At 61.0% G+C, this 20906-nt stretch carries 22 protein-coding genes; 16 read left to right on the top strand and 6 right to left on the bottom strand.

Annotation, left to right across the window (positions count from 1 at the left end; genetic code table 11):
• Positions 1 to 2 precede the first annotated feature (2 nt).
• From ACTF58_RS06770 to ACTF58_RS06760, 3 genes are read left to right on the top strand one after another with little or no spacing between them, the layout of a single operon-like run.
• Positions 3 to 773 carry an FG-GAP repeat domain-containing protein gene (locus ACTF58_RS06770; RefSeq protein ID WP_438991215.1) on the top strand — a complete coding sequence of 257 codons (771 nt, stop codon included), beginning with the start codon at positions 3 to 5 and terminating at the stop codon, positions 771 to 773.
• A 21-nt stretch (positions 774 to 794) separates the two neighbouring features.
• Complete coding sequence (locus ACTF58_RS06765; protein WP_438991214.1) at positions 795 to 1853, top strand: alpha/beta hydrolase; 1059 nt, start codon at positions 795 to 797, stop codon at positions 1851 to 1853.
• 13 nt (positions 1854 to 1866) lie between these two features.
• Entirely contained in the window at positions 1867 to 2136 is a 270-nt protein-coding gene (locus ACTF58_RS06760; RefSeq protein WP_438991213.1) for a DksA/TraR family C4-type zinc finger protein, read from the top strand.
• A gap of 388 nt (positions 2137 to 2524) precedes the next feature.
• Here ACTF58_RS06760 and ACTF58_RS06755 read toward each other — a convergent pair whose 3' ends face one another.
• The 3 genes from ACTF58_RS06755 to ACTF58_RS06745 form a co-directional block, all read right to left on the bottom strand.
• Positions 2525 to 4345 carry a M3 family oligoendopeptidase gene (locus tag ACTF58_RS06755; protein ID WP_438991212.1) on the bottom strand — a complete coding sequence of 607 codons (1821 nt, stop codon included), beginning with the start codon at positions 4343 to 4345 and terminating at the stop codon, positions 2525 to 2527.
• 75 nt (positions 4346 to 4420) lie between these two features.
• Positions 4421 to 5353: an alpha/beta fold hydrolase gene (locus ACTF58_RS06750; protein ID WP_438991211.1), complete on the bottom strand. Its 933-nt coding sequence runs from the start codon at positions 5351 to 5353 to the stop codon at positions 4421 to 4423.
• A complete protein-coding gene (locus ACTF58_RS06745; RefSeq protein WP_438991210.1) occupies positions 5354 to 5647 on the bottom strand; it encodes an SCP2 sterol-binding domain-containing protein in 294 nt (97 codons plus the stop codon).
• Positions 5648 to 5715: 68 nt separating this feature from the next.
• Here ACTF58_RS06745 and ACTF58_RS06740 point away from each other — a divergent pair, with 68 nt between their 5' ends.
• The 5 genes from ACTF58_RS06740 to ACTF58_RS06720 all read left to right on the top strand — a co-directional run bounded on the left by ACTF58_RS06740 (position 5716) and on the right by ACTF58_RS06720 (position 10761).
• Positions 5716 to 6276 carry a hypothetical protein gene (locus ACTF58_RS06740; protein WP_438991209.1) on the top strand — a complete coding sequence of 187 codons (561 nt, stop codon included), beginning with the start codon at positions 5716 to 5718 and terminating at the stop codon, positions 6274 to 6276.
• A 42-nt stretch (positions 6277 to 6318) separates the two neighbouring features.
• The gene (locus tag ACTF58_RS06735) at positions 6319 to 9153 is read left to right on the top strand and encodes a helicase-related protein (protein ID WP_438991208.1); all 2835 of its coding nucleotides are present in this window, start codon (positions 6319 to 6321) and stop codon (positions 9151 to 9153) included.
• Positions 9153 to 9539, top strand: a complete 387-nt coding sequence (locus ACTF58_RS06730; protein ID WP_438991207.1) for an RNA-binding S4 domain-containing protein — start codon at positions 9153 to 9155, stop codon at positions 9537 to 9539. The genes ACTF58_RS06735 and ACTF58_RS06730 overlap by 1 nt, the downstream gene beginning before the upstream one ends.
• Before the next feature lie 120 nt (positions 9540 to 9659).
• Positions 9660 to 9998 (top strand): ferredoxin FdxA, encoded by a 339-nt coding sequence (gene fdxA, locus ACTF58_RS06725; protein WP_438991206.1) that lies wholly within the window; start codon positions 9660 to 9662, stop codon positions 9996 to 9998.
• A 253-nt stretch (positions 9999 to 10251) separates the two neighbouring features.
• On the top strand, positions 10252 to 10761 hold the full coding sequence (locus ACTF58_RS06720; RefSeq protein ID WP_298801821.1) for a CarD family transcriptional regulator: 510 nt from the start codon (positions 10252 to 10254) through the stop codon (positions 10759 to 10761).
• A gap of 398 nt (positions 10762 to 11159) precedes the next feature.
• Here ACTF58_RS06720 and ACTF58_RS06715 read toward each other — a convergent pair whose 3' ends face one another.
• Positions 11160 to 11759: a biotin transporter BioY gene (locus ACTF58_RS06715; RefSeq protein WP_438991205.1), complete on the bottom strand. Its 600-nt coding sequence runs from the start codon at positions 11757 to 11759 to the stop codon at positions 11160 to 11162.
• Positions 11760 to 11826: 67 nt separating this feature from the next.
• Entirely contained in the window at positions 11827 to 12213 is a 387-nt protein-coding gene (locus tag ACTF58_RS06710; protein ID WP_438991204.1) for a DUF6314 family protein, read from the bottom strand.
• 130 nt (positions 12214 to 12343) lie between these two features.
• Here ACTF58_RS06710 and purB point away from each other — a divergent pair, with 130 nt between their 5' ends.
• From purB to ACTF58_RS06670, 8 genes are all read left to right on the top strand, one after another.
• Complete coding sequence (gene purB, locus ACTF58_RS06705; RefSeq protein ID WP_438991278.1) at positions 12344 to 13651, top strand: adenylosuccinate lyase; 1308 nt, start codon at positions 12344 to 12346, stop codon at positions 13649 to 13651.
• Between the two features lie 57 nt (positions 13652 to 13708).
• Positions 13709 to 13861, top strand: coding sequence for a hypothetical protein (locus ACTF58_RS06700; protein ID WP_438991203.1), 153 nt, complete (start codon positions 13709 to 13711; stop codon positions 13859 to 13861).
• 157 nt (positions 13862 to 14018) lie between these two features.
• The gene (locus ACTF58_RS06695) at positions 14019 to 15089 is read left to right on the top strand and encodes a flagellar motor switch protein FliG (protein ID WP_438991202.1); all 1071 of its coding nucleotides are present in this window, start codon (positions 14019 to 14021) and stop codon (positions 15087 to 15089) included.
• An 87-nt stretch (positions 15090 to 15176) separates the two neighbouring features.
• Complete coding sequence (locus ACTF58_RS06690) at positions 15177 to 16058, top strand: DMT family transporter (protein WP_438991201.1); 882 nt, start codon at positions 15177 to 15179, stop codon at positions 16056 to 16058.
• 6 nt (positions 16059 to 16064) lie between these two features.
• Positions 16065 to 16946: a lysophospholipid acyltransferase family protein gene (locus tag ACTF58_RS06685; RefSeq protein ID WP_438991200.1), complete on the top strand. Its 882-nt coding sequence runs from the start codon at positions 16065 to 16067 to the stop codon at positions 16944 to 16946.
• Between the two features lie 312 nt (positions 16947 to 17258).
• Positions 17259 to 18629 (top strand): DUF2927 domain-containing protein, encoded by a 1371-nt coding sequence (locus ACTF58_RS06680; protein WP_438991199.1) that lies wholly within the window; start codon positions 17259 to 17261, stop codon positions 18627 to 18629.
• 6 nt (positions 18630 to 18635) lie between these two features.
• A complete protein-coding gene (locus ACTF58_RS06675; RefSeq protein ID WP_438991198.1) occupies positions 18636 to 18800 on the top strand; it encodes a hypothetical protein in 165 nt (54 codons plus the stop codon).
• An 8-nt stretch (positions 18801 to 18808) separates the two neighbouring features.
• Complete coding sequence (locus ACTF58_RS06670) at positions 18809 to 19990, top strand: vWA domain-containing protein (RefSeq protein ID WP_438991197.1); 1182 nt, start codon at positions 18809 to 18811, stop codon at positions 19988 to 19990.
• A 146-nt stretch (positions 19991 to 20136) separates the two neighbouring features.
• Here ACTF58_RS06670 and ACTF58_RS06665 read toward each other — a convergent pair whose 3' ends face one another.
• On the bottom strand, positions 20137 to 20871 hold the full coding sequence (locus ACTF58_RS06665) for a maleate cis-trans isomerase family protein (protein ID WP_438991196.1): 735 nt from the start codon (positions 20869 to 20871) through the stop codon (positions 20137 to 20139).
• Positions 20872 to 20906: the final 35 nt, after the last annotated feature.

The raw sequence follows: 20906 nt of genomic DNA, 5'->3' as shown, positions 1-20906 counted from the left end.
GCTTGCAGAGCGCGCTACACCCCTGCGCGCTCACGCTGCTGCGCCGCCTCACCCGCGGCGCAGCCCTCGGTCTGGCTCTTGCAGTTGCAGCGCTCTGCGCCACCACAAGCGCCGCCCAAGAACGGATCACATCCGCAGGCTTCACCGAGCCAACATCCCGTTATGCCCACGCGGTTCTGGGCGACGCTATCGAATATGGCGCGCTTGAGCTGCGCACCGAAACAGCAAATGGCGCAACCCGAACCCTCATTTTGCGCCTGCCCGAACACCGCGTCTTTGAAGACATCGCCCCGCGCCTCTTTGATCTGGACAAAGACGGGCGGCCCGAGGTGATCGCGGTGCAATCAGATGCCGCCCTCGGCGCGCGGCTCGTGGTCTATGGCCCGACAGGCTTGATCGCCGCCACGCCCCATATCGGCCAAAAGAACCGCTGGCTCGCCCCGATCGGGGCCGCCGACCTTGACGGCGACGGCTTTGTCGAAATCGCCTATATCGACAGACCACATCTCGCCAAAACGCTCCGCCTCTGGCGCTTCAAAGACGGCGCACTCACCGAAGTCGCCAGCAAAACAGGCCTCACCAACCATAAAATCGGCTGGGACTTTATCGCAGGCGGCCTGCGCCACTGCGCAGACCTGCCCGAGATCATCACAGCCAATGCAAACTGGACACGCATCCTCGCCACAGAGTTTGACGGCCAGAGCCTCACATCCCGCGAGATTGGCGCCTACAGCGGCCCCCAAAACCTCACCAAAGCGCTTTCCTGCCCCTGAACAGCGTGGCATAAGCGCCCAATGGTAAGCCGCTTTCTGTTCCTCTGTCTGCTCGTTGCGCTGACAGCCTGCACCCGCCCGCAGGCCGAGGGCTTTGTCGCCCCCATCCCCGAAGCCAGCCGCGAAACGCTCTTGATTGCCACCCTGCGCAGCGAAGGCCAACGCGGCCAGATGTTTGGCGAAAAGCGCGCCACAACCATGAGCTATGCCGAAGTCGAGGTTTCGATCCCCCCCAACCACCAGATCGGGCGGATCGAGCGCAGCCACGGCCAGATCAACCCCCGCCGCCACTTCGCCCCGCTCAGCGCCACACCTCTGGCCGACAGCGCCGCCCTTATGAGACGGCTCGCATCAGAGCGTCAGGCCGCCGACGAACCGCTCCTTGTCTTTGTCCACGGCTATAACAATACGCTCGAAGACGCCGCCTTTCGCCTCGCCCAGATCCAGCATGATTTCGAGCTGAAAAATCCGGCACTCCTGTTTTCATGGCCCTCGGCTGGCGACCCGCTCGGCTATGCCTATGACCGCGACTCCGTCTTGTTTGCGCGCACAGACCTCGCCCGCCTGCTGCAAGAGCTCAACGGCGCAGGCCAGCGCCGCGTGATCGTGCTGGCCCATTCGATGGGTGGCTACCTCGTGATGGAAGCCCTGCGCCAACTGGCGCTGGAAGGCCGCAGCCGCACCATAAGCGCCCTGGACGGCGTGGTGCTCATGTCCCCCGATATCGACCCTGATGTGTTTCGCAAACAAGCCCAGGAAATTGGGACATTGCCCCAGCCCTTCGTGATCATGACCACCCAGAAAGACCGCGTGCTCAACGTTGCAAGCCTGCTCACAGGCCGCAAAGAACGCTTGGGCCGCATTCAAAACGCCGAAGACCTCGACGGGCTGGATGTGACCGTGCTCGACTTCTCGCTGTTTGAAACAGGCGAAAACATGGGCCATATGGTCCCCGTCTCCTCCCCCACAGCAATCCGCTTCTTGCGCCGCCTCACAAAAGGAGTGGGCTTGGCAGCCGAGGAATTCTCGCGCTATGTTCTCTTGGGAGAGAGCCGCCGCGACGGCAGATTATTGCAATGACAGGAGAAGAACCATGGCAGGCGGATGGGCCAAAGACGGCGCGGTCAGTGAACAGATAGAAGCCTCGATCACCGACGAACTGGCCCGCCTCAAGGCGCGCAAACAGCCCGTTGGCGACAGCCTGACCCACTGCGCGGACTGCGAAGACCCCATCCCCGAAGCCCGCCGCGACGCCATCCCGGGGGTCAAGCTCTGCATCGACTGTATGCGCGAGCGCGACACAGCCACACAGCGGCGTGGCGGCATCAACCGCCGAGGCTCAAAAGACAGCCAGCTCAAATAAACGGGGCTTGCGCGGCCTTCGGCCGCGCCCCGCTGGGGGCTGCGCCCCCAGACAAACCCGTTTGCACCGCCGCGTGCCACCGACAGGCCAGCCCTCGTTGCGCCCCTGCACTTTGGATATTTAAGGCAAAAAGAAAGGGAGAAAGCGCGGGGGCCCTCTCCCTGAAAAGCGAAAAGCCTTTCTCTTTGCACGGTCATCGGCGTCCCCGCCTGTACCGTAAACCCAGTCTTGCGCAGGTTGGTTAAATCTTCGTTACCCGTCTTTCTGTTTGCTCCAAATATCCCCGCCGGAGGCATCTAAGCGCACAACACACACCCGCAGACAACATGGCGTATCACCTCTCAGCGCGCGTCTTATCAAACCTGCGCGCCGAAGGCGCTCCGCTGGATCACGGCTCCAGCGCCTCAAGCTCGTCGATAAAGCCCGAGATCATGCTGAGGCCTTTGTCCCAGAACTTGGGGTCGCTCGCATCCAGCCCGAAAGGCGCAAGCAATTCGGTGTGGTGCATCGAGCCGCCTGCTTTGAGCATATCAAAATACTTGTCCTGAAACCCCTCAGGGGTCTCTTCATAGACCGCATAGAGCGCATTCACCAACCCATCGCCAAAGGCATAGGCATAAACATAAAACGGCGAGTGCACAAAATGCGGGATATAGGCCCAGAAGTGCTCATAGCCGTCCATAAATTCAAACGCAGGCCCAAGGCTCTCGCCCTGCACAGACATCCACAACTCGCCAATCGCCTCAGGCGTCAACTCGCCCTCGCGGCGCGCGGCGTGAAGCTTGCACTCAAAGTCATAAAACGCGATCTGGCGCACCACCGTGTTGATCATGTCTTCAACCTTGCCCGCCAGCATCACACGGCGCTCGGCGTCTGTCTTGGCCTCAGAGAGCATTTTGCGAAAAGTTAGCATCTCGCCAAAGACACTCGCGGTCTCCGCCAATGTCAAAGGCGTTGAGGAGAGCATTTCGCCCTGCCCTGCGGCCAAAACCTGATGCACCCCGTGCCCCAGCTCATGCGCCAGCGTCATCACATCGCGCGGTTTGCCGAGGTAGTTGAGCATGACGTAAGGGTGCACATCCGTCACCGTCGGGTGCGCAAAGGCCCCCGGTGCCTTGCCCGGCTTCACGCCCGCATCAATCCAGCCCTTGGTAAAGAACGGCTCGGCAATCTCGGCCATGCGCGGATCAAACCCCGCATAGGCGCTCATCACAGTCTCGCGCGCCGCCTCCCAGCCAACCACGCGCTTGTCTTCCATCGGCAAGGGCGCGTTGCGGTCCCAGACTTGTAATGTGTCAAGTCCGAGCCACTTGCGCTTTAGCTCATAGTAGCGGTGGCTCAGCTTCGGGTAGGCCTTCACAACAGCGTCGCGCAGCGCCTCGACCACTTCGGCCTCCACATCATTTGAGAGGTGGCGCCCCGTCTGCGCCGTGGGCATCCCGCGCCAGCGATCAACGATCTCTTTTTCCTTGGCTTGCGTGTTATGAACGCGGGCAAACGTCTTGATATTGCTGCCAAAGACATCGGCCAGCTCGCGCGCCGCCGCCTCCCGCGTCTCGCGGGTCTCGTCGGTGAGCAAATTCAGCGTGCCTTCAATATTCAGCGGCTCGCCATCGACCTCAAACTCCAAGCCCGCGATGGTCTCGTCAAACATCCGCTCCCAGGCGTCGCCGACAACGCCCATATCGTGAAGAAATTTCTCCAGCTCGTCAGAGAGCTGGTAGGGCTTCATGGCGCGGATCCGCTCAAACACAGGCTTGTAGCGCAGAAGTGCCTCACTCTCTGCAAACAGCCCGTCCAAAACACCATCCTCCAGACGGTTCAGCTCCAGCGTAAAAAACACGAGCGGCGTGGTGAACGTGGTGATCTTTTCCTGCATATCCGACAGAAACTTCGCGCGCCCCGCATCCACAGTCAGCTGGTAATAGCGCAGCCCCGCATAAGACATGATACGCCCGGCAATGCCGTTGATCTTCTCGTTGCGCAACACACAGGCCAGAAAACCCGCCGCATCCAGCGCCGCAAGCTGGCCTTCATAGTCGCGCGCAAAGCTGGCGCATTCTTCCTCAAGCCAGGCCAGATCGCGGATCAGTTCGGGCGCGTCTTCACTGGTGTATAGATCGCTCAGGTCCCACTCGGGCAGGTCGCCAAGGCCACCCGCGCCCCCGCCAATGTTTGCGTCACGAACGGGAAAAGGAAGTTGAAACATCTCTGAGCGCCTCTTTGATTATGCTCTCAAAGACATAGAGCGCGAGGAGGGCGATCTCAAGCCGCCCACCGCCTCTCATTCAAAGAAAAACTGCACCATCTCGTCCAGAACCTTGCCGCGCATCGCGGGTTTCTCCATCAAGACCTCGTGCTCGGCCCCCTCAATCAGGCTCAGCGTGCCAGCGCTCCAGCGGCTCATACGGTCTCTGATCCGGGGCACATCGACAATCCGCTCACAGCTGCCCAGAAAGGTGATTGTGCGCATCCTTGGCGAGGGCATACGGTGCAAAGCCCGCGTTTCGCGCAGCGCCTCGGCCAGCCAGCCAAGCGATGGCCCCGCCAGCGTCAGCTCAGGCTGCGCCTCGGCCTGAGCCACCATATAGGCCCACATCTCAGGGTCGGTTGTGAGCATATTGTCCTCAAACGGATCGGCCATAACATATGTCTCGGTCTTGGTGCCGGGCGCAAACCGCGCCCCCTGCCCAACCGTGGCCGCCAAATTGGACAGCCCCCACGCCACAGGGCGCATCTGTGGCGCAAGATAAATCCCCCACATCGGCGCAGAAAACGCCGCCGCTTTCACGTCGATCCCCTCATAGAGCGCCCGCAAGCCGATACAGCCGCCCATGGAGTGACCGAGCAAGAAAAACGGCGCAACAGCGCCCTCGGCCTTGGCCGCCGCCATGAGAGCGCGCACATCGCGCTGATAGTCGCTAAAGGCCTCAACGTGCCCCAGCAAGGCAGGCGCAGCCAGCCTGTCGGCCAGCCCCTGCCCGCGCCAGTCAATCGTCAGGGTCGCAAGGCCCCGCGCCGCAAGCTCAGACGCCGTGCGGCCATATTTCTCGCAATATTCCGTCCGCCCGGGCATCAAAAGCACGGTGCCGCGCGCGCCCTCTTTCGGCCAATGCACCGCCCGCAGGCGCACACCATCATCCGCTGTGAGCCAGAGCGCATAGCCGCCCTCTGGTCCCTCGGCCATTTCGCCAAAAAAGGGCGCCGCGGATGTCATTTAGCTCAAGACCGCGCCAAGCTGCATTGCCATGCCCATGTCGCCATCGACCGAGAGCTTGCCGCCCATAAAGGCCGCCGTCGCGTTCATATCGCCCGAGAGGATCGCCTCAAAGACATCGCGATCCGCCGAGAGCGTCACATCGGCTGCGTCGTCGCCCGCGCGCGCGCCCTCGCTGTCAATCACAACAGCGCCTTCGCCGTTGATCACAAATTTCGCCGTGCCCGCCGAAAAGCCGCCACCGGCCATTTTTTCGTTCAGCGCCTTTACCGCGCCGTCAATCACATCGCTCATCAGTCGTTCCTTCACATTGTTGCGACAAGGCTTGCCTCAGCCCCGCCAGTGGTTATCCTGAGCCTACTATGATGAAGCGCAAAGTCTATCTCAAACCTGCCGTTGCGGCACTTGCGGCCCTGCTCACGCTGGGTCAGCCAGGTTTTGCCGAAAGCCGCGATGTCTCCGAGCTGCTCACAGAGCTGCAAAGCGCCAAAGCGCCCGAAGCCCAGCAAATCGCCCGCGATATCGAAATCCGCTGGTCTGCCTCTGGCTCGGCCTCTGCCAACCTCTTGTTAAAACGCGGCGAAGACGCGCTTGAGGCGCGCGCCTTTGCCAAAGCCGTCGAGCATTTCAGCGCCCTCACAGATCACGCCCCCGATTTTGCCGAGGGCTGGCATGGCCGCGCACGCGCCTTCTTTGGCTTGGGCGCATACGGTCTCGCGCTCGCTGATCTGCGCCAGACCCTCGCGCTCAACCCCTCTCATTTCGGGGCTATCTACGGCCTCGCCGCGCTGCTGGAACAGCTCGACAAACCAGAGGATGCCTATGCGGCCTATAAGATCCTCTTGAACCTCTACCCCGCCCATGAGAAAGCATTGGAGGCTATCGCCCGCCTTGAGCCCTCCGTGACCGGAACCAAGCTCTAGCCTTCCAATAACGCCGCACAGGCCAGCAAAGAGTTCCCCGACATGACCCAGCAAAAGCGCATCACAGCGGTGCTCGGTCCGACCAATACGGGCAAAACCCATTACGCCATCGAGCGGATGCTAGGCTATCGCACGGGCGTGATCGGCCTGCCCCTGCGCCTTCTGGCGCGCGAGGTCTATGACAAGATCGTGGCGGTGCGCGGCCCTTCCGTTGTGGCCTTGGTCACGGGCGAAGAGCGCATTATCCCGCCACGGGCGCAATATTGGGTCTGCACCGTCGAGGCGATGCCCGAGGGCATGGCCGCCGACTTCCTCGCGATTGATGAAATCCAGCTCTGCGCCGATCCCGAGCGCGGCCACGTCTTCACAGACCGGCTGCTGCGCGCCCGCGGGATCAACGAAACGCTGTTTCTGGGCAGTGATTCCATGCGCGGCATAATCCGCGCCCTTGTGCCCGAGGCCGACTTTTTGGGCCGCGAGCGGATGTCCCAGCTCGTCTACGGCGGCTCCAAAAAGATCAGCCGGATGCAGCCGCGCTCCGCCATTGTCAGCTTTTCGGTCGAAAACGTCTACGCCATCGCCGAGCTGCTCAAGCGCCAGAAAGGCGGCGCCGCCGTGGTCATGGGCGCGCTCTCCCCACGCACCCGCAACGCTCAGGTCGAGCTTTACCAAAATGGCGATGTCGACTTTCTCGTCGCCACAGATGCCATCGGCATGGGCCTCAACCTTGATATCAACCATGTCGCCTTTTCCGCGACCGCCAAGTTTGATGGCCGCCGTATGCGCACGCTCATGCCCCATGAGCTGGCCCAGATCGCAGGCCGCGCGGGGCGTGGCATGAGCCATGGCTCCTTTGGCGTCACAGGCGAGGCCGCCCCGCTCGATGACGGCGTCGCGCAGGCGATCATGGAACATCGCTTCGCCCCTGTGAAAAAGCTCATCTGGCGCAACCCCGCGTTGCAATTCGGCCAGCTCGACGCGCTCATCCACTCGCTTGAGCAAAGCCCGACGGACGAGCTTCTCGTCAAAGCCCGTGAGGCCGACGACCTCGCCGCGCTCAAAACCCTCGCCGCCGAAGCCGAGCCGCGCGCCCGCGCCTCCGATGCAGCCTCCGTGCGCCTCCTGTGGGATGTCTGCTGCGTGCCCGACTTCCGCTCGATCTCCTCAAGCGAACACGCCGCCCTCTTGGGGCAGATTTTTTTTCACCTCCACGAGCGCGGCGAACTGCCCGAAGACTGGATCGCACGGCACATAAAACACATAGATCGCCCCCAAGGCGATATCGATACTTTGTCCAAACGGCTGGCCTTTATCCGCACTTGGACCTATGTCGCACAGCGAAAAGGCTGGACAAGGGACGATTCTCATTGGCGCGAGACGACTCGCGCTGTAGAAGATCGCCTGTCAGATGCGCTACACGAGGCGTTGACCCAGAGATTTGTCGACAGGCGCACCTCCGTGCTCCTGCGGCGCCTAAAACAAAAGGAGGCCATGTTGGCCGAAGTAAATGAAAACGGTGAAGTGACAGTCGAAGGCGAATTCGTCGGCCGTCTCGAAGGGTTCCGCTTCTCGCAGGACAAATCCGCAGCAGGCCAAGAGGCCAAGACACTCAAGGCCGCGAGCCTTGCCGCGCTGACCCCGCATTTTCACTTGCTGGCCGACCGCTTTTATAATGCGCCCGACACAGAGATCGACTTTACCGAGCAAGGCGGCCTCATGTGGGGCAACACAGCCGTCGGCAAGCTCGTCAAAGGTGCGGAGGCTCTCAAGCCCGCCGTGAAGGCCTTTGTCGATGACGAAGCCGGCAGCGACGTGGCCGAGAAAGTCACCCGCCGCCTGCAACACTTCATTGATCGCAAAATCGCCACAGCCTTTGAGCCGCTGCTCAATCTGTCGCGCGACGAAACCCTGACAGGCCTCGCCCGTGGCTTTGCCTTCCAGATGGTTGAAGGCTTGGGCCTACTGCCCCGCGCCGTTGTCGCCAATGACGTGAAATCGCTCGATCAGGACGCCCGCTCTGCCCTGCGCAAGCACGGCATCCGCTTTGGCCAGTTCACAATCTTCCTGCCACTGCTCCTCAAGCCCGCGCCGACGCGCCTGCGCCTCGTGCTCTGGTCGCTTGCGCAAGATTTGGCCGAATTCCCCGAAGCGCCACCCGCAGGCCTTGTCACCGTGCCAAACATGACGGCACAGCCGCAAGGCACAGACACAATGGCCGGCTATCGCAACGCAGGCGAGCGCGCGATCCGCATCGATATGCTCGAACGCCTCGCCGATATGCTGCGCGCAGAAGACAGCCGCGGCGGTTTTGAAGCCAAAGCCGATATGCTCTCGATCACAGGCATGACGCTTGAGCAATTTGCCGATCTGATGGCAGGCCTTGGCTATAAGGCCGAAAAAGGCGAACGCGTCAAAGTCAAAGCCGCTCCCGCCACACCAGCCGTGGCCGCAGCCCCCGCTGAAGACGCCGCCGAAGCCGCCTTGGCAGAGACACCCGCAGAAACGCCCGCAGAAGCCGAGGCCCCCGCAGCCGAAGGCGAAACCCCTGCCGAAGCTTCTGCCGAAGCGCCTGCTGAAACATCTGCCGAAGCCACAGCAGAGGCCCCCGAAATGGAAGTCTTCTACAGCTTCACATGGGGCGGCAACCGTGGCGCAAACGCCCGCGCGCCCCGCGCCGAGGGCGACAAGCCCCGCAGCAAAGGCAAACCACAGGGCAAACCCCGTGGCAAGCCACAAGGCGGCGAGCGTGGCAAAGGCAAACCCCAAGGCGACAAACGTGGCGCACAGAGCTTCCAGGCCCGCCCCCCGCGCGAAAAAGCCATCGACCCCGACAACCCCTTCGCCGCCGCGCTGATGGGGCTTGCCAAGAAAGACTGATGGCAGAGACGCCCGCGCCCACCACCGCCCCCGCAAAGCTGCGGATCGACAAATGGCTCTGGCACGCGCGCTTTTTTAAGACGCGCGGCCTCTCTGCCAAGCAGGTCTCGGGCGGCCATGTGCGGATCAACAGCCAAAAGACGCTCAAACCCGCCCATAGCGTCACCCCGGGCGATGTGCTCACCTTCGCCCAAGGCGATCATATCCGCGTGGTCAAAATTCTCGCCCTCGGCGCACGGCGCGGCCCCGCCCCCGAGGCCCAAGCACTCTATGAAGACCTGACGCCGCCGCGCGAAGAGCGCCTGCCAGAGCCGGCCCGCACAGGCCCCCGCCCGACAAAGAAAGACCGCCGCGACATCACCGCCTTCAAAGATGAAGGCCCCTGAGCCACATCGGAGCCACAGCCCAAAACCTGCGGCATAGAGTGCGCTTGAATGATCCGCCAAAAGCGATTAGCTCACAATCAGATCGCCAATATAGACATCCACAAACAAGGGGTCTCGCCCATGACCTACATCGTCAACGACGCCTGCATCGCCTGCAAATATACCGACTGCGTCGAGGTCTGCCCTGTCGACTGCTTCTATGAAGGCGAGAATATGCTGGTGATTCACCCCGACGAATGTATCGACTGCGGCGTCTGCGAGCCCGAATGCCCCGCCGATGCCATCCGCCCCGATACCGACGCAGGCACAGAAAAATGGGTTGAATTCAACCGGAAGTATTCCGAGCTCTGGCCCGTGATCGTGACCAAGAAAGACCCCCTCCCCGAGGCCGAAGAGCGCGACGGCGAAGACGGCAAGCTTGAGAAGTATTTCTCCGAAGCCCCCGGCGAGGGCGGCTAAGCCCGCCGGCAGCCTCCCCCCGGACGTCACCAAGCCCCGCGTCCAGCATGCTTTCTTTTGCCTGCGATTCGTGCTATGATTCCCTCATGTGAAATATGAAACCTGCCTGATCCCATCCCCCGAGCTGCGGCTTGCTGGATGGTTTTGTTTGTCAAACACTCCGCCCCACAAGGGCCTGTCGGGGCCGCGCTCGTCGCGCCCAACAGCGTTTTTGACCTTCCCGCAGGAAAACCGGCAATGCGAGGAAAATTGCATGACCAAATCCAAGAAAGCGGACTTCCGCGCCAATGAATTCGTCGTCTACCCTGCTCATGGCGTGGGCCAGATCATCTCGATCGAAAAGCAGGAAGTCGCAGGCTTTGAGCTCGAGCTTTTTGTCATCTCCTTTGAGAAAGACAAAATGACCCTGCGTGTGCCGACAAACAAAGCCACAGAAATCGGGATGCGCGGCCTCTCCAGCCCCGACGTCGTGAGCCAGGCCATGAAGACCCTCAAAGGCAAAGCCAAGGTCAAACGCGCCATGTGGTCCCGCCGTGCGCAGGAGTATGAGCAAAAGATCAACTCGGGCGATCTGATCGCCATCGCAGAAGTGGTGCGCGACCTGCACCGCTCGGATGACCAGCGCGAGCAAAGCTATTCCGAGCGCCAGCTCTATGAAGCCGCCCTCGAACGCCTCACCCGCGAAGTCGGCGCCGTCGGCGGCGGCGATGAAATGGCCGCCGCAAAACAGATCGACGACGTCCTCGTCAGCCGCGCCGCCTAAAACGCCCGCATCCAAATTTCAAAAGCCCGCGCCTCCCCTGAGAGCGCGGGCTTTTTTTCGTCCCCTAAAAAAACCCATCCTCCAAAGCACCACCCCCCGTTGCCACCACAGAACACACCACAGGACACACCACAGGACACACCACCGTGCAAACAACCGCGCGCCTCCCGTCTTCCTCTTTCTAAAAATATCCTGGGGGAGCGCGAGGGGGCGAAGCCCTCTCGCAAATATCGAGGGGAGCGCGAGGGGGCAAAGCCCTCTCGCAAATATCTAAGGGGGGAGCGCGAGGGGGCACAGCCCCCTCGCCTCACTCGGATCGGCGCAGAGCGCTGATCCGACACAAAAAAGAGCGCGCCAGATCTCTCCGCCGCGCCCTTTCAAACTGTCGCTGTCTCTCTTTAGCCGCGCGCGCGGCCCACAAGCTTCCAGGCCGCCGGCAGGATCATCGCCGCCAGAACAAGCTTCACCGCATCGCCGATCAGGAAGGGCGTGAGGCCCCAGGCGAGGAGCGGCTTGTCAAAGCCGTAAAGCAGACCAAGGCCGATAAGACCGGGCACATAGATCAGCGCATTGCCAATCAGCATCGCACCGGCCATTTTGCCCGCCGAACGGTCCCAGCCCATGCGTGCCAGAACGCCCAGCGCCACGGTCGCCAGCACATAGCCCACAAGATAGCCGCCTGTGCTGCCCATCATATAGGCAAGGCCATAGCTTTCCGCCGAGGATCCGGCAAAGACATCAAAGCCCATGACGCCGACAAGCATATAGGTCGCAATCGTCGCCAGCCCGAGGCGTGGCCCATAAGCCGCGCCAAGCGCGAGCACAGCAAATGTGCCCATGGTGATCGGCACAGGCCACATCGGCACAGCAATCTTGGCCGAAATCGCCAGCGCCATCACACCCGCAATCACAAGGACAACGCGCTTGGCCAGAAGGCCCAAGCCGCTGGTGGCCCCGAATGTTTCAATCAAAACTTTGTTCGTCATGGCAGTGGTCATTCCACGTCCCTCCATTTGTTTGTGCAATTTCTGCACCAGCGAAGCCTTTTTCGCAAGTCAGAACCGCTTATTCCCGAGAATAATGCGAAATCATTTCATAATTTTTGCGAGGCCCAAGCACGGCCCAGCGCACCTGCCAGCGGGGCCAATCGGCAAAATCATAGACCACATCATATTGATCAGGATCACACCAATGCCCCGTGGCCCCGCCCTCGGGCGGCACCTGATGAAAAAACCGCCCGTCCTCAAAATAAACGCTCAGATCCGCGGCCCAGCGGTAGCGCCGCTCCGCCTGCATCGGCGGCTGGCCCGCAACGCGCAAAAGCCCGCGCTCCTCATAGGCGCCCGCAGCCGTCCACGCCGCCATACCCTCAAAGCGCGCCTCGGCCCCCTGTGCAGGCACAATCCGCCGCGACAGTGCCCAACGCCCCGTAAAATCGCTCAAAACGCGCATATCAGCCTCTGATCTTGAGCAAAGCGTCTCATATCCGTCCCAGATCCCCTGTCCTGACTTGAGGTTAAGCCCCCCCCAGTCTATGAGCAGCGCAACCCAACCCGCAACCCGCAACAGCGAAGGCATCCCAATGATCGAGCGTTACTCCCGCCCCGAAATGGTCTCCATCTGGTCCGCCGCGACCAAATTCAAAATCTGGTATGAAATCGAGGCCCACGCCTGTGACGCCATGGCCGATCTGGGGGTGATCCCGCGCGAAAATGCCGAGGCCGTCTGGAAGGCCAAGGATGTCGAGTTTGATGTCGCCCGCATTGACGAGATCGAGGCCGTGACAAAGCATGATGTGATTGCCTTTCTGACCCACCTCGCCGAGCACGTCGGCTCTGACGAGGCCCGCTTTGTGCACCAAGGCATGACAAGCTCGGATGTGCTGGACACCTGCCTCAATGTGCAACTCGTGCGCGCCGCCGATATCCTGATTGCCGATATGGAAAAGCTGCTCACCGCGCTCAAAACACGGGCCATGGAGCATAAAATGACAGTCCGCGTTGGCCGCAGCCACGGGATTCACGCCGAACCAACCACCATGGGCCTCACATTTGCCCGCTTTTACGCCGAAATGGATCGCAACCTGTCCCGTCTGCGCGCCGTGCGTGAAGACATCGCCACAGGCGCGATCTCGGGCGCGGTCGGCACCTTCGCCAATATCGATCCACGGGTTGAAGAGCACGTTTGCGCCCAGCTCGGCCTCACGCCAGAGCCGATCAGCACGCAGGTGATCCCGCGTGACCGCCACGCCATGTTCTTTGCGGTCCTCGGCGTGATCGCCTCAAGCATAGAGAATGTCGCCATCGAAATCCGCCATATGCAGCGCACCGAAGTTCTGGAGGGGGCCGAGTTCTTCTCCATGGGCCAGAAAGGCTCCTCCGCGATGCCTCACAAGAAAAATCCGGTCCTGACCGAAAATCTCACAGGGCTTGCGCGCCTTGTGCGGATGTCTGTGGTGCCCGCCATGGAAAATGTCGCCCTCTGGCACGAGCGCGACATTTCGCACTCCTCTGTCGAGCGCGCCATTGGTCCCGACACAACCATCACCCTTGATTTTGCCCTCGCCCGCCTCACCGGCGTGATCGAGAAAATGCTGATCTTCCCCGAGAATATGCTCGACAACATGAACAAATTCCCGGGCCTCGTGATGTCCCAGCGCGTGCTTCTCGCCCTCACCCAAGCGGGCGTATCGCGCGAGGATGCCTACTCCATGGTGCAGCGCAACGCGCTCAAAGTCTGGGAAGAACGGCTTGATTTCCAAGAGCTTCTCCTGGCCGACGCCGAAGTCGTCGCCGCCCTCGGCGAGGAGGGCATCAAAGCCAAGTTCGACATGGAGTATCACACCAAACACGTCGACACGATCTTTGCGCGGGTGTTCAAAAACGCGTGATTAGGTCACAAGCCCGACCTGTGCTATCCTCTCCTCAGCCACAAGAGAGGATAGCACATGACCAAACTCTTACTCACAACCGCCTTTATCCTGAGCGCCTCCTTGGCCTCGGCCGAGTGCTCGCGCGGTCACGACCAAGCGATGAGCTGCGCTGAAGGCCAGAGCTATGACGCCCAGACAGGCGCCTGCGTGCCGCTGATCAGCAGCTAAAGCGCTGAAAAACTAAACAGTATTTTAGCCAAAGTTTGCACAAAACCTTGGCACAAAACCTCTCGCCGCCGGCCTCCTTCGCAGGCGGCGAAAGGCTTTCTTAGGGGCTTCGCTCTAGGGTCTTCACAGGTCCAATAAGAAGTCCACAGGAAGCCCCATGTCCGTTTTGCAGCCCCTCGGCAGTGTTATCCCCTCTCGTCAGACGCCCGCGCTCACGCCCGCCCAAAAGGCCGCAATCATTGTGCGCTTTCTGCTCAAGGAGGGCGCCGATGTTCCGCTCGAGCGCCTCTCCGATACGAGCCAGCGCACCCTGACAGAAGCGATTGGCGAGATGGGCTTTATCAACCGCGAAACGCTGGCCGATGTCCTCGCCGAGTTCGCCCGCGAAATCGAGGCCATGGGCCTTGTCTTCCCCGCAGGCCTTGCCGAGGCGCTCCAGTCGCTCGAAGGGCGTATCTCGCCCCAGACCGCCGCGCGCCTGCGCAAAGAGGCGGGCGTGCGCCAGATCGGCGATCCGTGGGAGCGCATCCGCGCGCTTGAGCCGGACAAGCTCCTCCCCCTGCTCGAACAGGAAAGCACAGAGGTCGCCGCCGTGCTCCTCTCCAAGCTCCCCGTCGCCAAAGCGGCCGAGCTTCTCGGCAAGCTCCCTGGCCCCGAGGCGCGCAAAATAAGCTATGCCGTCTCCCTCACAGGTCAGGTTACCCCCGACGCCGTCGACAGGATCGGCCTCTCCCTTGCCGCGCAATTCGAGCATGAGCCGCCCCGCGCCTTTGAGGACGACCCCGTCGAGCGCCTTGGCGCGATCCTCAACATCGCCAATTCCGAGATGCGCGACAGCCTGCTCGCAGGCCTCGCCGAGGATGACGCCGTCTTCGGGCAGCGCTTGCAAAAAGCCATCTTTACCTTCGTCCATATCCCCGCCCGTGTCGGCCCCGTTGATGTGCCCAAACTCACCCGCGACATTGACGCCGACACAATGCTCACCGCCCTCGCCTATGCCACCAAAAGCGGCGATGAGGCGCTGCACAGCAGTGCCGAGTTCATCCTGACCAATATTTCAAAACGTATGGCCGAAGGCCTGCGCGAAGAAATCGCCGAAAAATCCGCCATCAAGGCCAAAGACGGCGAAGCCGCCATGAATGCGGTCATTGCCGGTATTGGCAACCTCACGGCCACTGGCGAGTTGCAGCTGATTGTCGAAGAAGAAGAGGACGACAGCGAGAGCTAACCAACACCCGAACCTGTGACGGCATAAGCGCTTTCCCTCGCGTGACAAACTCGTTAACCTGCGAATGAATTTTCGGCAGGACAGCCCATGCCCCTCTCTTCCAAAGCCAAATCCTCCACAACCAAAGCCATCCTGCTCATGCTGGCAGCGATTTTCTGCTTTTCCACCATGGATATGATGGCAAAGCTGCTCTCCGAGCGGGTCGGAACCATGACAACCCTCTGGGTGCGCTACTTGGGCCAGACCCTCTTTGTCACGGCGCTGATCGCCCCCAAGTTCTCCCAGATCATCCGCACCCGCTACCCCAAGCTCCAGCTCGCGCGCTCGGTCTTTCTCCTCTGCGCCACAAGCTTTTTCTTCTTTGGGATCTCAAACATCGGGCTGGCCGAGGCCGCCTCGGTCATGTCCACCAATCCGATTTTCATCACCCTTGGCGCAGCCCTGTTTCTGGGCGAGCGCTTCGGCCTGCGCCGCGCCCTTGCGATTGCCGCTGCCATGCTCGGCGCGCTGCTCGTCATCCGCCCCGGCTCTGATGTCTTCTCGCCTTTTGCCCTACTGCCGCTTGCGGCGGCGGTCTGCTATTCGGCCTATGCCCTCACAACCCGCTTTGTGGGGCGCGATGAAAACGCATGGACCTCGCTGTTTTACACCGCCCTTTTCGGCGCCGTCGTGCTCACACTGGCCTTGCCACAGTTCTGGCAGCCCCTCGCATGGGCCGATGCGCCGCTTGTGGTCGGGATCACGCTTTGCGCCACATTGGGGCAGCTCGCGCTTATTCGCGCGCTCATGGAAGGCGAGGCCGCCATGCTCGCCCCCTTCTCTTATGCAGGCATCCTCTTTGCCATCTGCTATGGCTATTTTGTCTTCTCCGACAGCCCAGACCTCTTCACAGCCCTTGGCGCGCTTGTGATTGCGACAGCAGGCATTTATGTCTGGCACCGCGAGACCTTTGGAAAAACAAAAAGCTAAACGCCCATGCCCGCCGCCCCGCTCCCCCTGCGCAAACGCGCCGGCTACTTTGTCAGCAACCTGCTGTTTCGCGGGCTGATCGGCCTTGGCCTCGTGCTGCCCTATCGCTGGCGTGTGCCTGTGGTCGGCTGGATCGTGTCGCGCCTGCTGGCCCCCCTCGCAGGCTGGAGTGCGCGCGTGCGCAGCAATCTGGCCCATGTCATGCCCGATTTGCCCGAGGACGAGGTCCGCCAGATCTGCCGCGCCGTGCCTGACAATGCGGGGCGCACCCTGATCGAGATTTATTCAGGCGAATCGTTCAAATCCCGCGCCGCCCGCGCCCCCGTCACAGGGCCGGGCCTTACCGCCCTGCAAGAGGCACGCGCCACTGGCCGCCCCGTTATTTTGGTCACAGGCCACTTTGGCAATTATGACGCCGTGCGCGCCAGCCTGATTGCCCGCGGTCACAATATGGGCGCGCTCTACCGCGCAATGCGCAACCCTTACTTCAATGCCCATTACGTCCGCGCCATCTCTGCCATTGGCGAGCCGATGTTTCGCCAAGGCCCCTCTGGCATGAAGCAGCTCGTCAAACATCTGCGCGCAGGCGGCGTGCTCGGCATTCTGACCGACATCAACAGCTTTGGCGGCGAAGAGCTTGATTTCTTTGGCAAACCGGCGATGACCTCAATGATCACAGCCGAGCTGGCGCTCAAATATAACGCCGCGCTGATCCCGGTTTATGCGGTGCGTCAGGCCAATGGGCTGGATTTTGAAATCATTGCCCAAGCCCCGATTGTGCCCTCTGATCCCAAGACCATGACGCAGGATGTCAACCACCAGCTCGAGGAGCTTGTGCGCGACAATCTTGGCCAGTGGTTCTGGATTCACCGGCGCTGGAAGGCCTAAGAAACCGGCCCCGCAAGCAGTGTTGCGAAAACGCCCCACCCGAACCTGTTGATTTTCATAGGCTTTCCGCGCTATCTATAGGTCTTTCCCAGTTAAGACAAATTGTCACTTTTTTGCCCCATTTCATCCTTAAGGAAGACAGGAAGAGCCGCGAAAGTCTGCTCAACGATAAATTTGAAGGCAGAAGCTGACCATGGAACAGAAAGAGCTGGCTCCCGCCGCGCGTCTCGATGCGCCTTGTGCAGCCCTCACCACAGGCCAAAGCGCCTCTGGCCTCGCTCGCCTTGCCCCCCTGATGGGGGTGGCCACCTGATGCGCAAGCTTCTCCTGCCCATGTGCCTCACCCTCGTTGGCTGTATGCCCGGCAATATGGCCGACACCCCCTCGCGCGGCTTTGTTCAAGAAAGCGCCCTTGGCCTGCCGCCGCTCAAATCCTTTGCCACCTCCTCTGTCGCGGCCCCGACGCGCTCCAATGTGGATATCGCCCGCGACATCCTCGAGCTGAGCTTCAGCCTTGAATCAGGCCGCGAGCTGCCCGTGCTCACCCGTTTTGAAGGCCCGATCAGCATCCGCGTCACAGGCGCTCCGCCCGCCACGCTCCTCCCCGATCTGACCCGCCTCGTCTACCGCTTCCAAAGCGAGGCCCACCTCAACGTCAGCCTGACAAACGCCCCCGACGCCAATATCACAGTCCAAGCCGTGAGCCGCGCCGACATCCGCAAAAACCTGCCCCATGCGGCGTGCTTTGTGGTGCCCAATATCTCCGACATTTCCGAATATAAGGCCGCCCGCCGCAGCCCCAAGACCAATTGGGCCCAGCTGCGCCAGCGCGACAAGCTCGCCGTTTTCGTGCCCAATGACGCCAGCCCGCAAGAGGTCCGCGATTGTCTGCACGAAGAGTTGGCCCAAGCCATCGGCCCCTTGAATGACCTTTACCGCCTGCCCGACTCGGTCTTCAACGACGACAATATGCACACCGTCCTGACAGGCTTTGATATGCTCGTTCTGCGCGCCTATTATGCCCCCGAGCTGCGCACAGGCATGAGCAAACGACAGGTCGCCTCGGTGCTCCCTGGGGTGCTCGCCCGCCTCAATCCCGCTGGCGAAAACCGCAGCCCCGAGCGCACAGCCCCCACCCCGCGCAGCTATATCGCCGCCGTCCAGACCGCCCTTGGCCCCGGCGCCTCGATGCCCCAGCGTCGCAAAGCCGCCGCCAAAGCCCTCGATATCGCACGGGCCTTCGGCTGGCAGGATCACCGCCGCGCCTTTGCCCATTACGCCATGGGCCGCATCGCGCTCTTGTCTGATCCCGAAGAGGCGCTCAAGCAGTTTCAGGCCGCCGACCAGTTTTACTCAAACTCCCGCGCCACAACGCTTCACCGCGCCTATGTCGCCTCCCAGCTCGCCTCCCATGCGGTCAGCCAAGGCAATGGCGTGCGCGCCCTGACCCTTGTCAATCCGGCCATGCATATCGCCAAAGAGCATGAAAACGCCGCCCTCCTGAGCACCTTGATGCTCCTGCGCGCCGAAGCCCTCGAACTGACAGGGCGCTCGTCAGAAGCACAGCACGTTCGACTGGACAGTTTGGGCTGGGCGCGTTACGGATTTGGTTCGGAGTGGGCCGTGCGCGCCAAAATGCGCGAAATATCAATGCTCTCTCCGCGACGAGGCCAACGCGGGTAAGACCAAATGATTGTAACATTCGGATTTTTGATTGGTGCCTTGATGGGCGTCCTGATCGCACGGAACAAAGGCGGCAACCGTCTGGATATGGTCCAGCACGCCGCCGTGATCGGCGTTATGGTGGCGCTTGTTGCGCTCTTCCTCAACATTCTCATCTTACGGCTCATCTGAGGCCTGAAATGTTTCTGCCCTTCTTTGAAAACCTTCGAGAAGCAGGCATCCCCGTCTCCCTGCGCGAATATCTGACCTTCCTTGAGGCCGTCAAAGCGGGTCTTGTGACCTATGATATCGAGGGTTTCTATTATCTGGCCCGCACCTCCATGGTCAAAGACGAGCGCCACATAGACCGATTTGATCGCGCTTTTTCCCATACATTCAAAGGGCTTGAAGGCATTTCTTTAAGTGATGCCTTAAATGCGGTCGATATCCCCACAGAATGGCTCAAAAAGCTTGCCGAAAAGCATCTGAGCGCAGAAGAGCGCGCCGAGATAGAAAGCTTAGGCGGCTTTGACAAGCTCATGGAAACATTGAAAGAACGCCTCAAAGAGCAGGAAGGCCGCCACCAAGGCGGCAACAAGTGGATCGGAACCGCAGGCACCTCGCCTTTCGGGGCCTATGGCTACAATCCCGAGGGCGTGCGCATTGGCCAGAGCGAGAGCCGCCACAAAAGCGCCGTCAAAGTCTGGGACAAACGCGAGTTCAAAAACCTTGATGGCGACATCGAGCTTGGCACCCGCAACATCAAAGTCGCGCTCAAGCGCCTGCGCCGCTGGGCGCGCGATGGCGCGCAAGACGAGCTTGACCTTGATGGCACCATCCGCGCCACCGCCGAGCATGGCTATCTCGATGTCAAAACCCGCCCCGAGCGGCGCAACGCTGTCAAAGTCCTGCTTTTTCTCGATATCGGCGGCTCGATGGACCCTCATATCAAGATGGTCGAAGAGCTGTTTTCTGCCGCCAAGTCAGAGTTCAAACATTTCGAGCATTTCTACTTTCACAACTGCCTCTATGAAGGCGTCTGGAAAGACAATGCCCGCCGCTGGGACGCCCAAACCCCCACATGGGAGGTTTTGCGCACCTATGGCGCGGACTACAAATGTATCTTTGTGGGCGATGCCTCGATGTCGCCCTATGAGGTCGCCTACCCCGGCGGGGCCAACGAGCATTGGAATGCCGAGTCAGGTCAGGTCTGGCTTGAGCGCACCCGCGAACACTGGCCCAACACCGTCTGGATCAATCCTGTGCCCGAGAAATACTGGGGCTACACCCATTCGATCGGGATGATTCAGGAGATCTTTGAAAACAGGATGCACCCGATGACCCTTGATGGCATCACAGCCGCCATGCGTGAGCTTCTCTAAGCGCTGCACCGCGCGCTTGATTAACTTAATTTCTGTTAACTTTTAGCGGAGTCAGGCGGTGCACGGGAGGTGCACGGTCGGTGCACGCTTGTCACCCCCCCCGAATCGGCGGATTTTGCCGCCGTTAACTCTGCGGGGCGCGGCCTTTAGAGTTTGTTAAGCGCGCCTGGCCCCCAGCCCTCGGCATGAAGGCCCGCAAGCTTGAGCAAATGCCACAAAAGCGCTTGATTGGACGAAATCACAGGGCAGCCCGCGCGGTGCTCGGCCTCCTCCAGAATGCCAAAGCTGCGCAGGTTTGTGCAGCTCGCAAAAACAGCGTCGCAGTCAGATGTTTTCGCAGCACTTTCAATGGCTTCCAGCGTGCTTTTCTCGCTGATGCGCGCGACTTTTTTGTCCTCGCTTTCCTCAAAGCTGACTTCGCTCACAGCCTCAAAGCCGTTTTGCGCCAAAAGGGCGCGCATCGGTGCTGTGACGTCCTTCACATAGGGGCTGACAAAGCCGATCCGCTTGGCCTTGAGCGCGTGAAGCCCCGCCATCACCGCCGTGATCGGGTCGCTCACCGCGGCGTCAGGATGGCTTTGCCGCACAAGCTCCGCCACCCGCTGAGGGCCAATCACCGTGCTCGCCGAGGTGCAGGCATAGCCCACCGCCTTTAGCCCTTCAGGCAGGAGCTGCGCCACCTCGGGAAGCCTTTTTTCCATCATTTTCAAGGCCTCAGGCGTCACATCCGCCTCCGCCTTGATACGTGCATGAACAAGGCTCACATCGCGCCCCGCGAGCACGTGGCGCGCTTCGTTCTCCAGCGTCTCATCCGTCGAGAGCACAATAAGGCCGAGCTTCGCCGCCCCGCCGTAGCCTTGGTCCAAGTCAAACTGTTGCATTCACGCCCCCAGAAATATCCGCTGGCCCGAATCTG

The sequence above is a fragment of the Lentibacter sp. genome (assembly GCF_965657785.1).
GTDB lineage: Bacteria > Pseudomonadota > Alphaproteobacteria > Rhodobacterales > Rhodobacteraceae > Lentibacter.
The sequence above is the reverse complement of the archived record's forward strand: the minus strand, read 5'-3'. Positions and strand labels throughout refer to the sequence as shown.

Bases quoted from the DNA above. Each gene is read 5' to 3' on its own strand.
- ACTF58_RS06765 (WP_438991214.1), top strand. From the start codon at position 795: ATGGTAAGCCGCTTTCTGTTCCTCTGTCTGCTCGTTGCGCTGACAGCC.
- ACTF58_RS06760 (WP_438991213.1), top strand. From the start codon at position 1,867: ATGGCAGGCGGATGGGCCAAAGACGGCGCGGTCAGTGAACAGATAGAA.
- ACTF58_RS06755 (WP_438991212.1), bottom strand. From the start codon at position 4,345: ATGTTTCAACTTCCTTTTCCCGTTCGTGACGCAAACATTGGCGGGGGC.
- ACTF58_RS06750 (WP_438991211.1), bottom strand. From the start codon at position 5,353: ATGACATCCGCGGCGCCCTTTTTTGGCGAAATGGCCGAGGGACCAGAG.
- ACTF58_RS06745 (WP_438991210.1), bottom strand. From the start codon at position 5,647: ATGAGCGATGTGATTGACGGCGCGGTAAAGGCGCTGAACGAAAAAATG.
- ACTF58_RS06740 (WP_438991209.1), top strand. From the start codon at position 5,716: ATGATGAAGCGCAAAGTCTATCTCAAACCTGCCGTTGCGGCACTTGCG.
- ACTF58_RS06735 (WP_438991208.1), top strand. From the start codon at position 6,319: ATGACCCAGCAAAAGCGCATCACAGCGGTGCTCGGTCCGACCAATACG.
- ACTF58_RS06730 (WP_438991207.1), top strand. From the start codon at position 9,153: ATGGCAGAGACGCCCGCGCCCACCACCGCCCCCGCAAAGCTGCGGATC.
- fdxA (WP_438991206.1), top strand. From the start codon at position 9,660: ATGACCTACATCGTCAACGACGCCTGCATCGCCTGCAAATATACCGAC.
- ACTF58_RS06720 (WP_298801821.1), top strand. From the start codon at position 10,252: ATGACCAAATCCAAGAAAGCGGACTTCCGCGCCAATGAATTCGTCGTC.
- ACTF58_RS06715 (WP_438991205.1), bottom strand. From the start codon at position 11,759: ATGACCACTGCCATGACGAACAAAGTTTTGATTGAAACATTCGGGGCC.
- ACTF58_RS06710 (WP_438991204.1), bottom strand. From the start codon at position 12,213: ATGCGCGTTTTGAGCGATTTTACGGGGCGTTGGGCACTGTCGCGGCGG.
- purB (WP_438991278.1), top strand. From the start codon at position 12,344: ATGATCGAGCGTTACTCCCGCCCCGAAATGGTCTCCATCTGGTCCGCC.
- ACTF58_RS06700 (WP_438991203.1), top strand. From the start codon at position 13,709: ATGACCAAACTCTTACTCACAACCGCCTTTATCCTGAGCGCCTCCTTG.
- ACTF58_RS06695 (WP_438991202.1), top strand. From the start codon at position 14,019: ATGTCCGTTTTGCAGCCCCTCGGCAGTGTTATCCCCTCTCGTCAGACG.
- ACTF58_RS06690 (WP_438991201.1), top strand. From the start codon at position 15,177: ATGCCCCTCTCTTCCAAAGCCAAATCCTCCACAACCAAAGCCATCCTG.
- ACTF58_RS06685 (WP_438991200.1), top strand. From the start codon at position 16,065: ATGCCCGCCGCCCCGCTCCCCCTGCGCAAACGCGCCGGCTACTTTGTC.
- ACTF58_RS06680 (WP_438991199.1), top strand. From the start codon at position 17,259: ATGCGCAAGCTTCTCCTGCCCATGTGCCTCACCCTCGTTGGCTGTATG.
- ACTF58_RS06675 (WP_438991198.1), top strand. From the start codon at position 18,636: ATGATTGTAACATTCGGATTTTTGATTGGTGCCTTGATGGGCGTCCTG.
- ACTF58_RS06670 (WP_438991197.1), top strand. From the start codon at position 18,809: ATGTTTCTGCCCTTCTTTGAAAACCTTCGAGAAGCAGGCATCCCCGTC.
- ACTF58_RS06665 (WP_438991196.1), bottom strand. From the start codon at position 20,871: ATGCAACAGTTTGACTTGGACCAAGGCTACGGCGGGGCGGCGAAGCTC.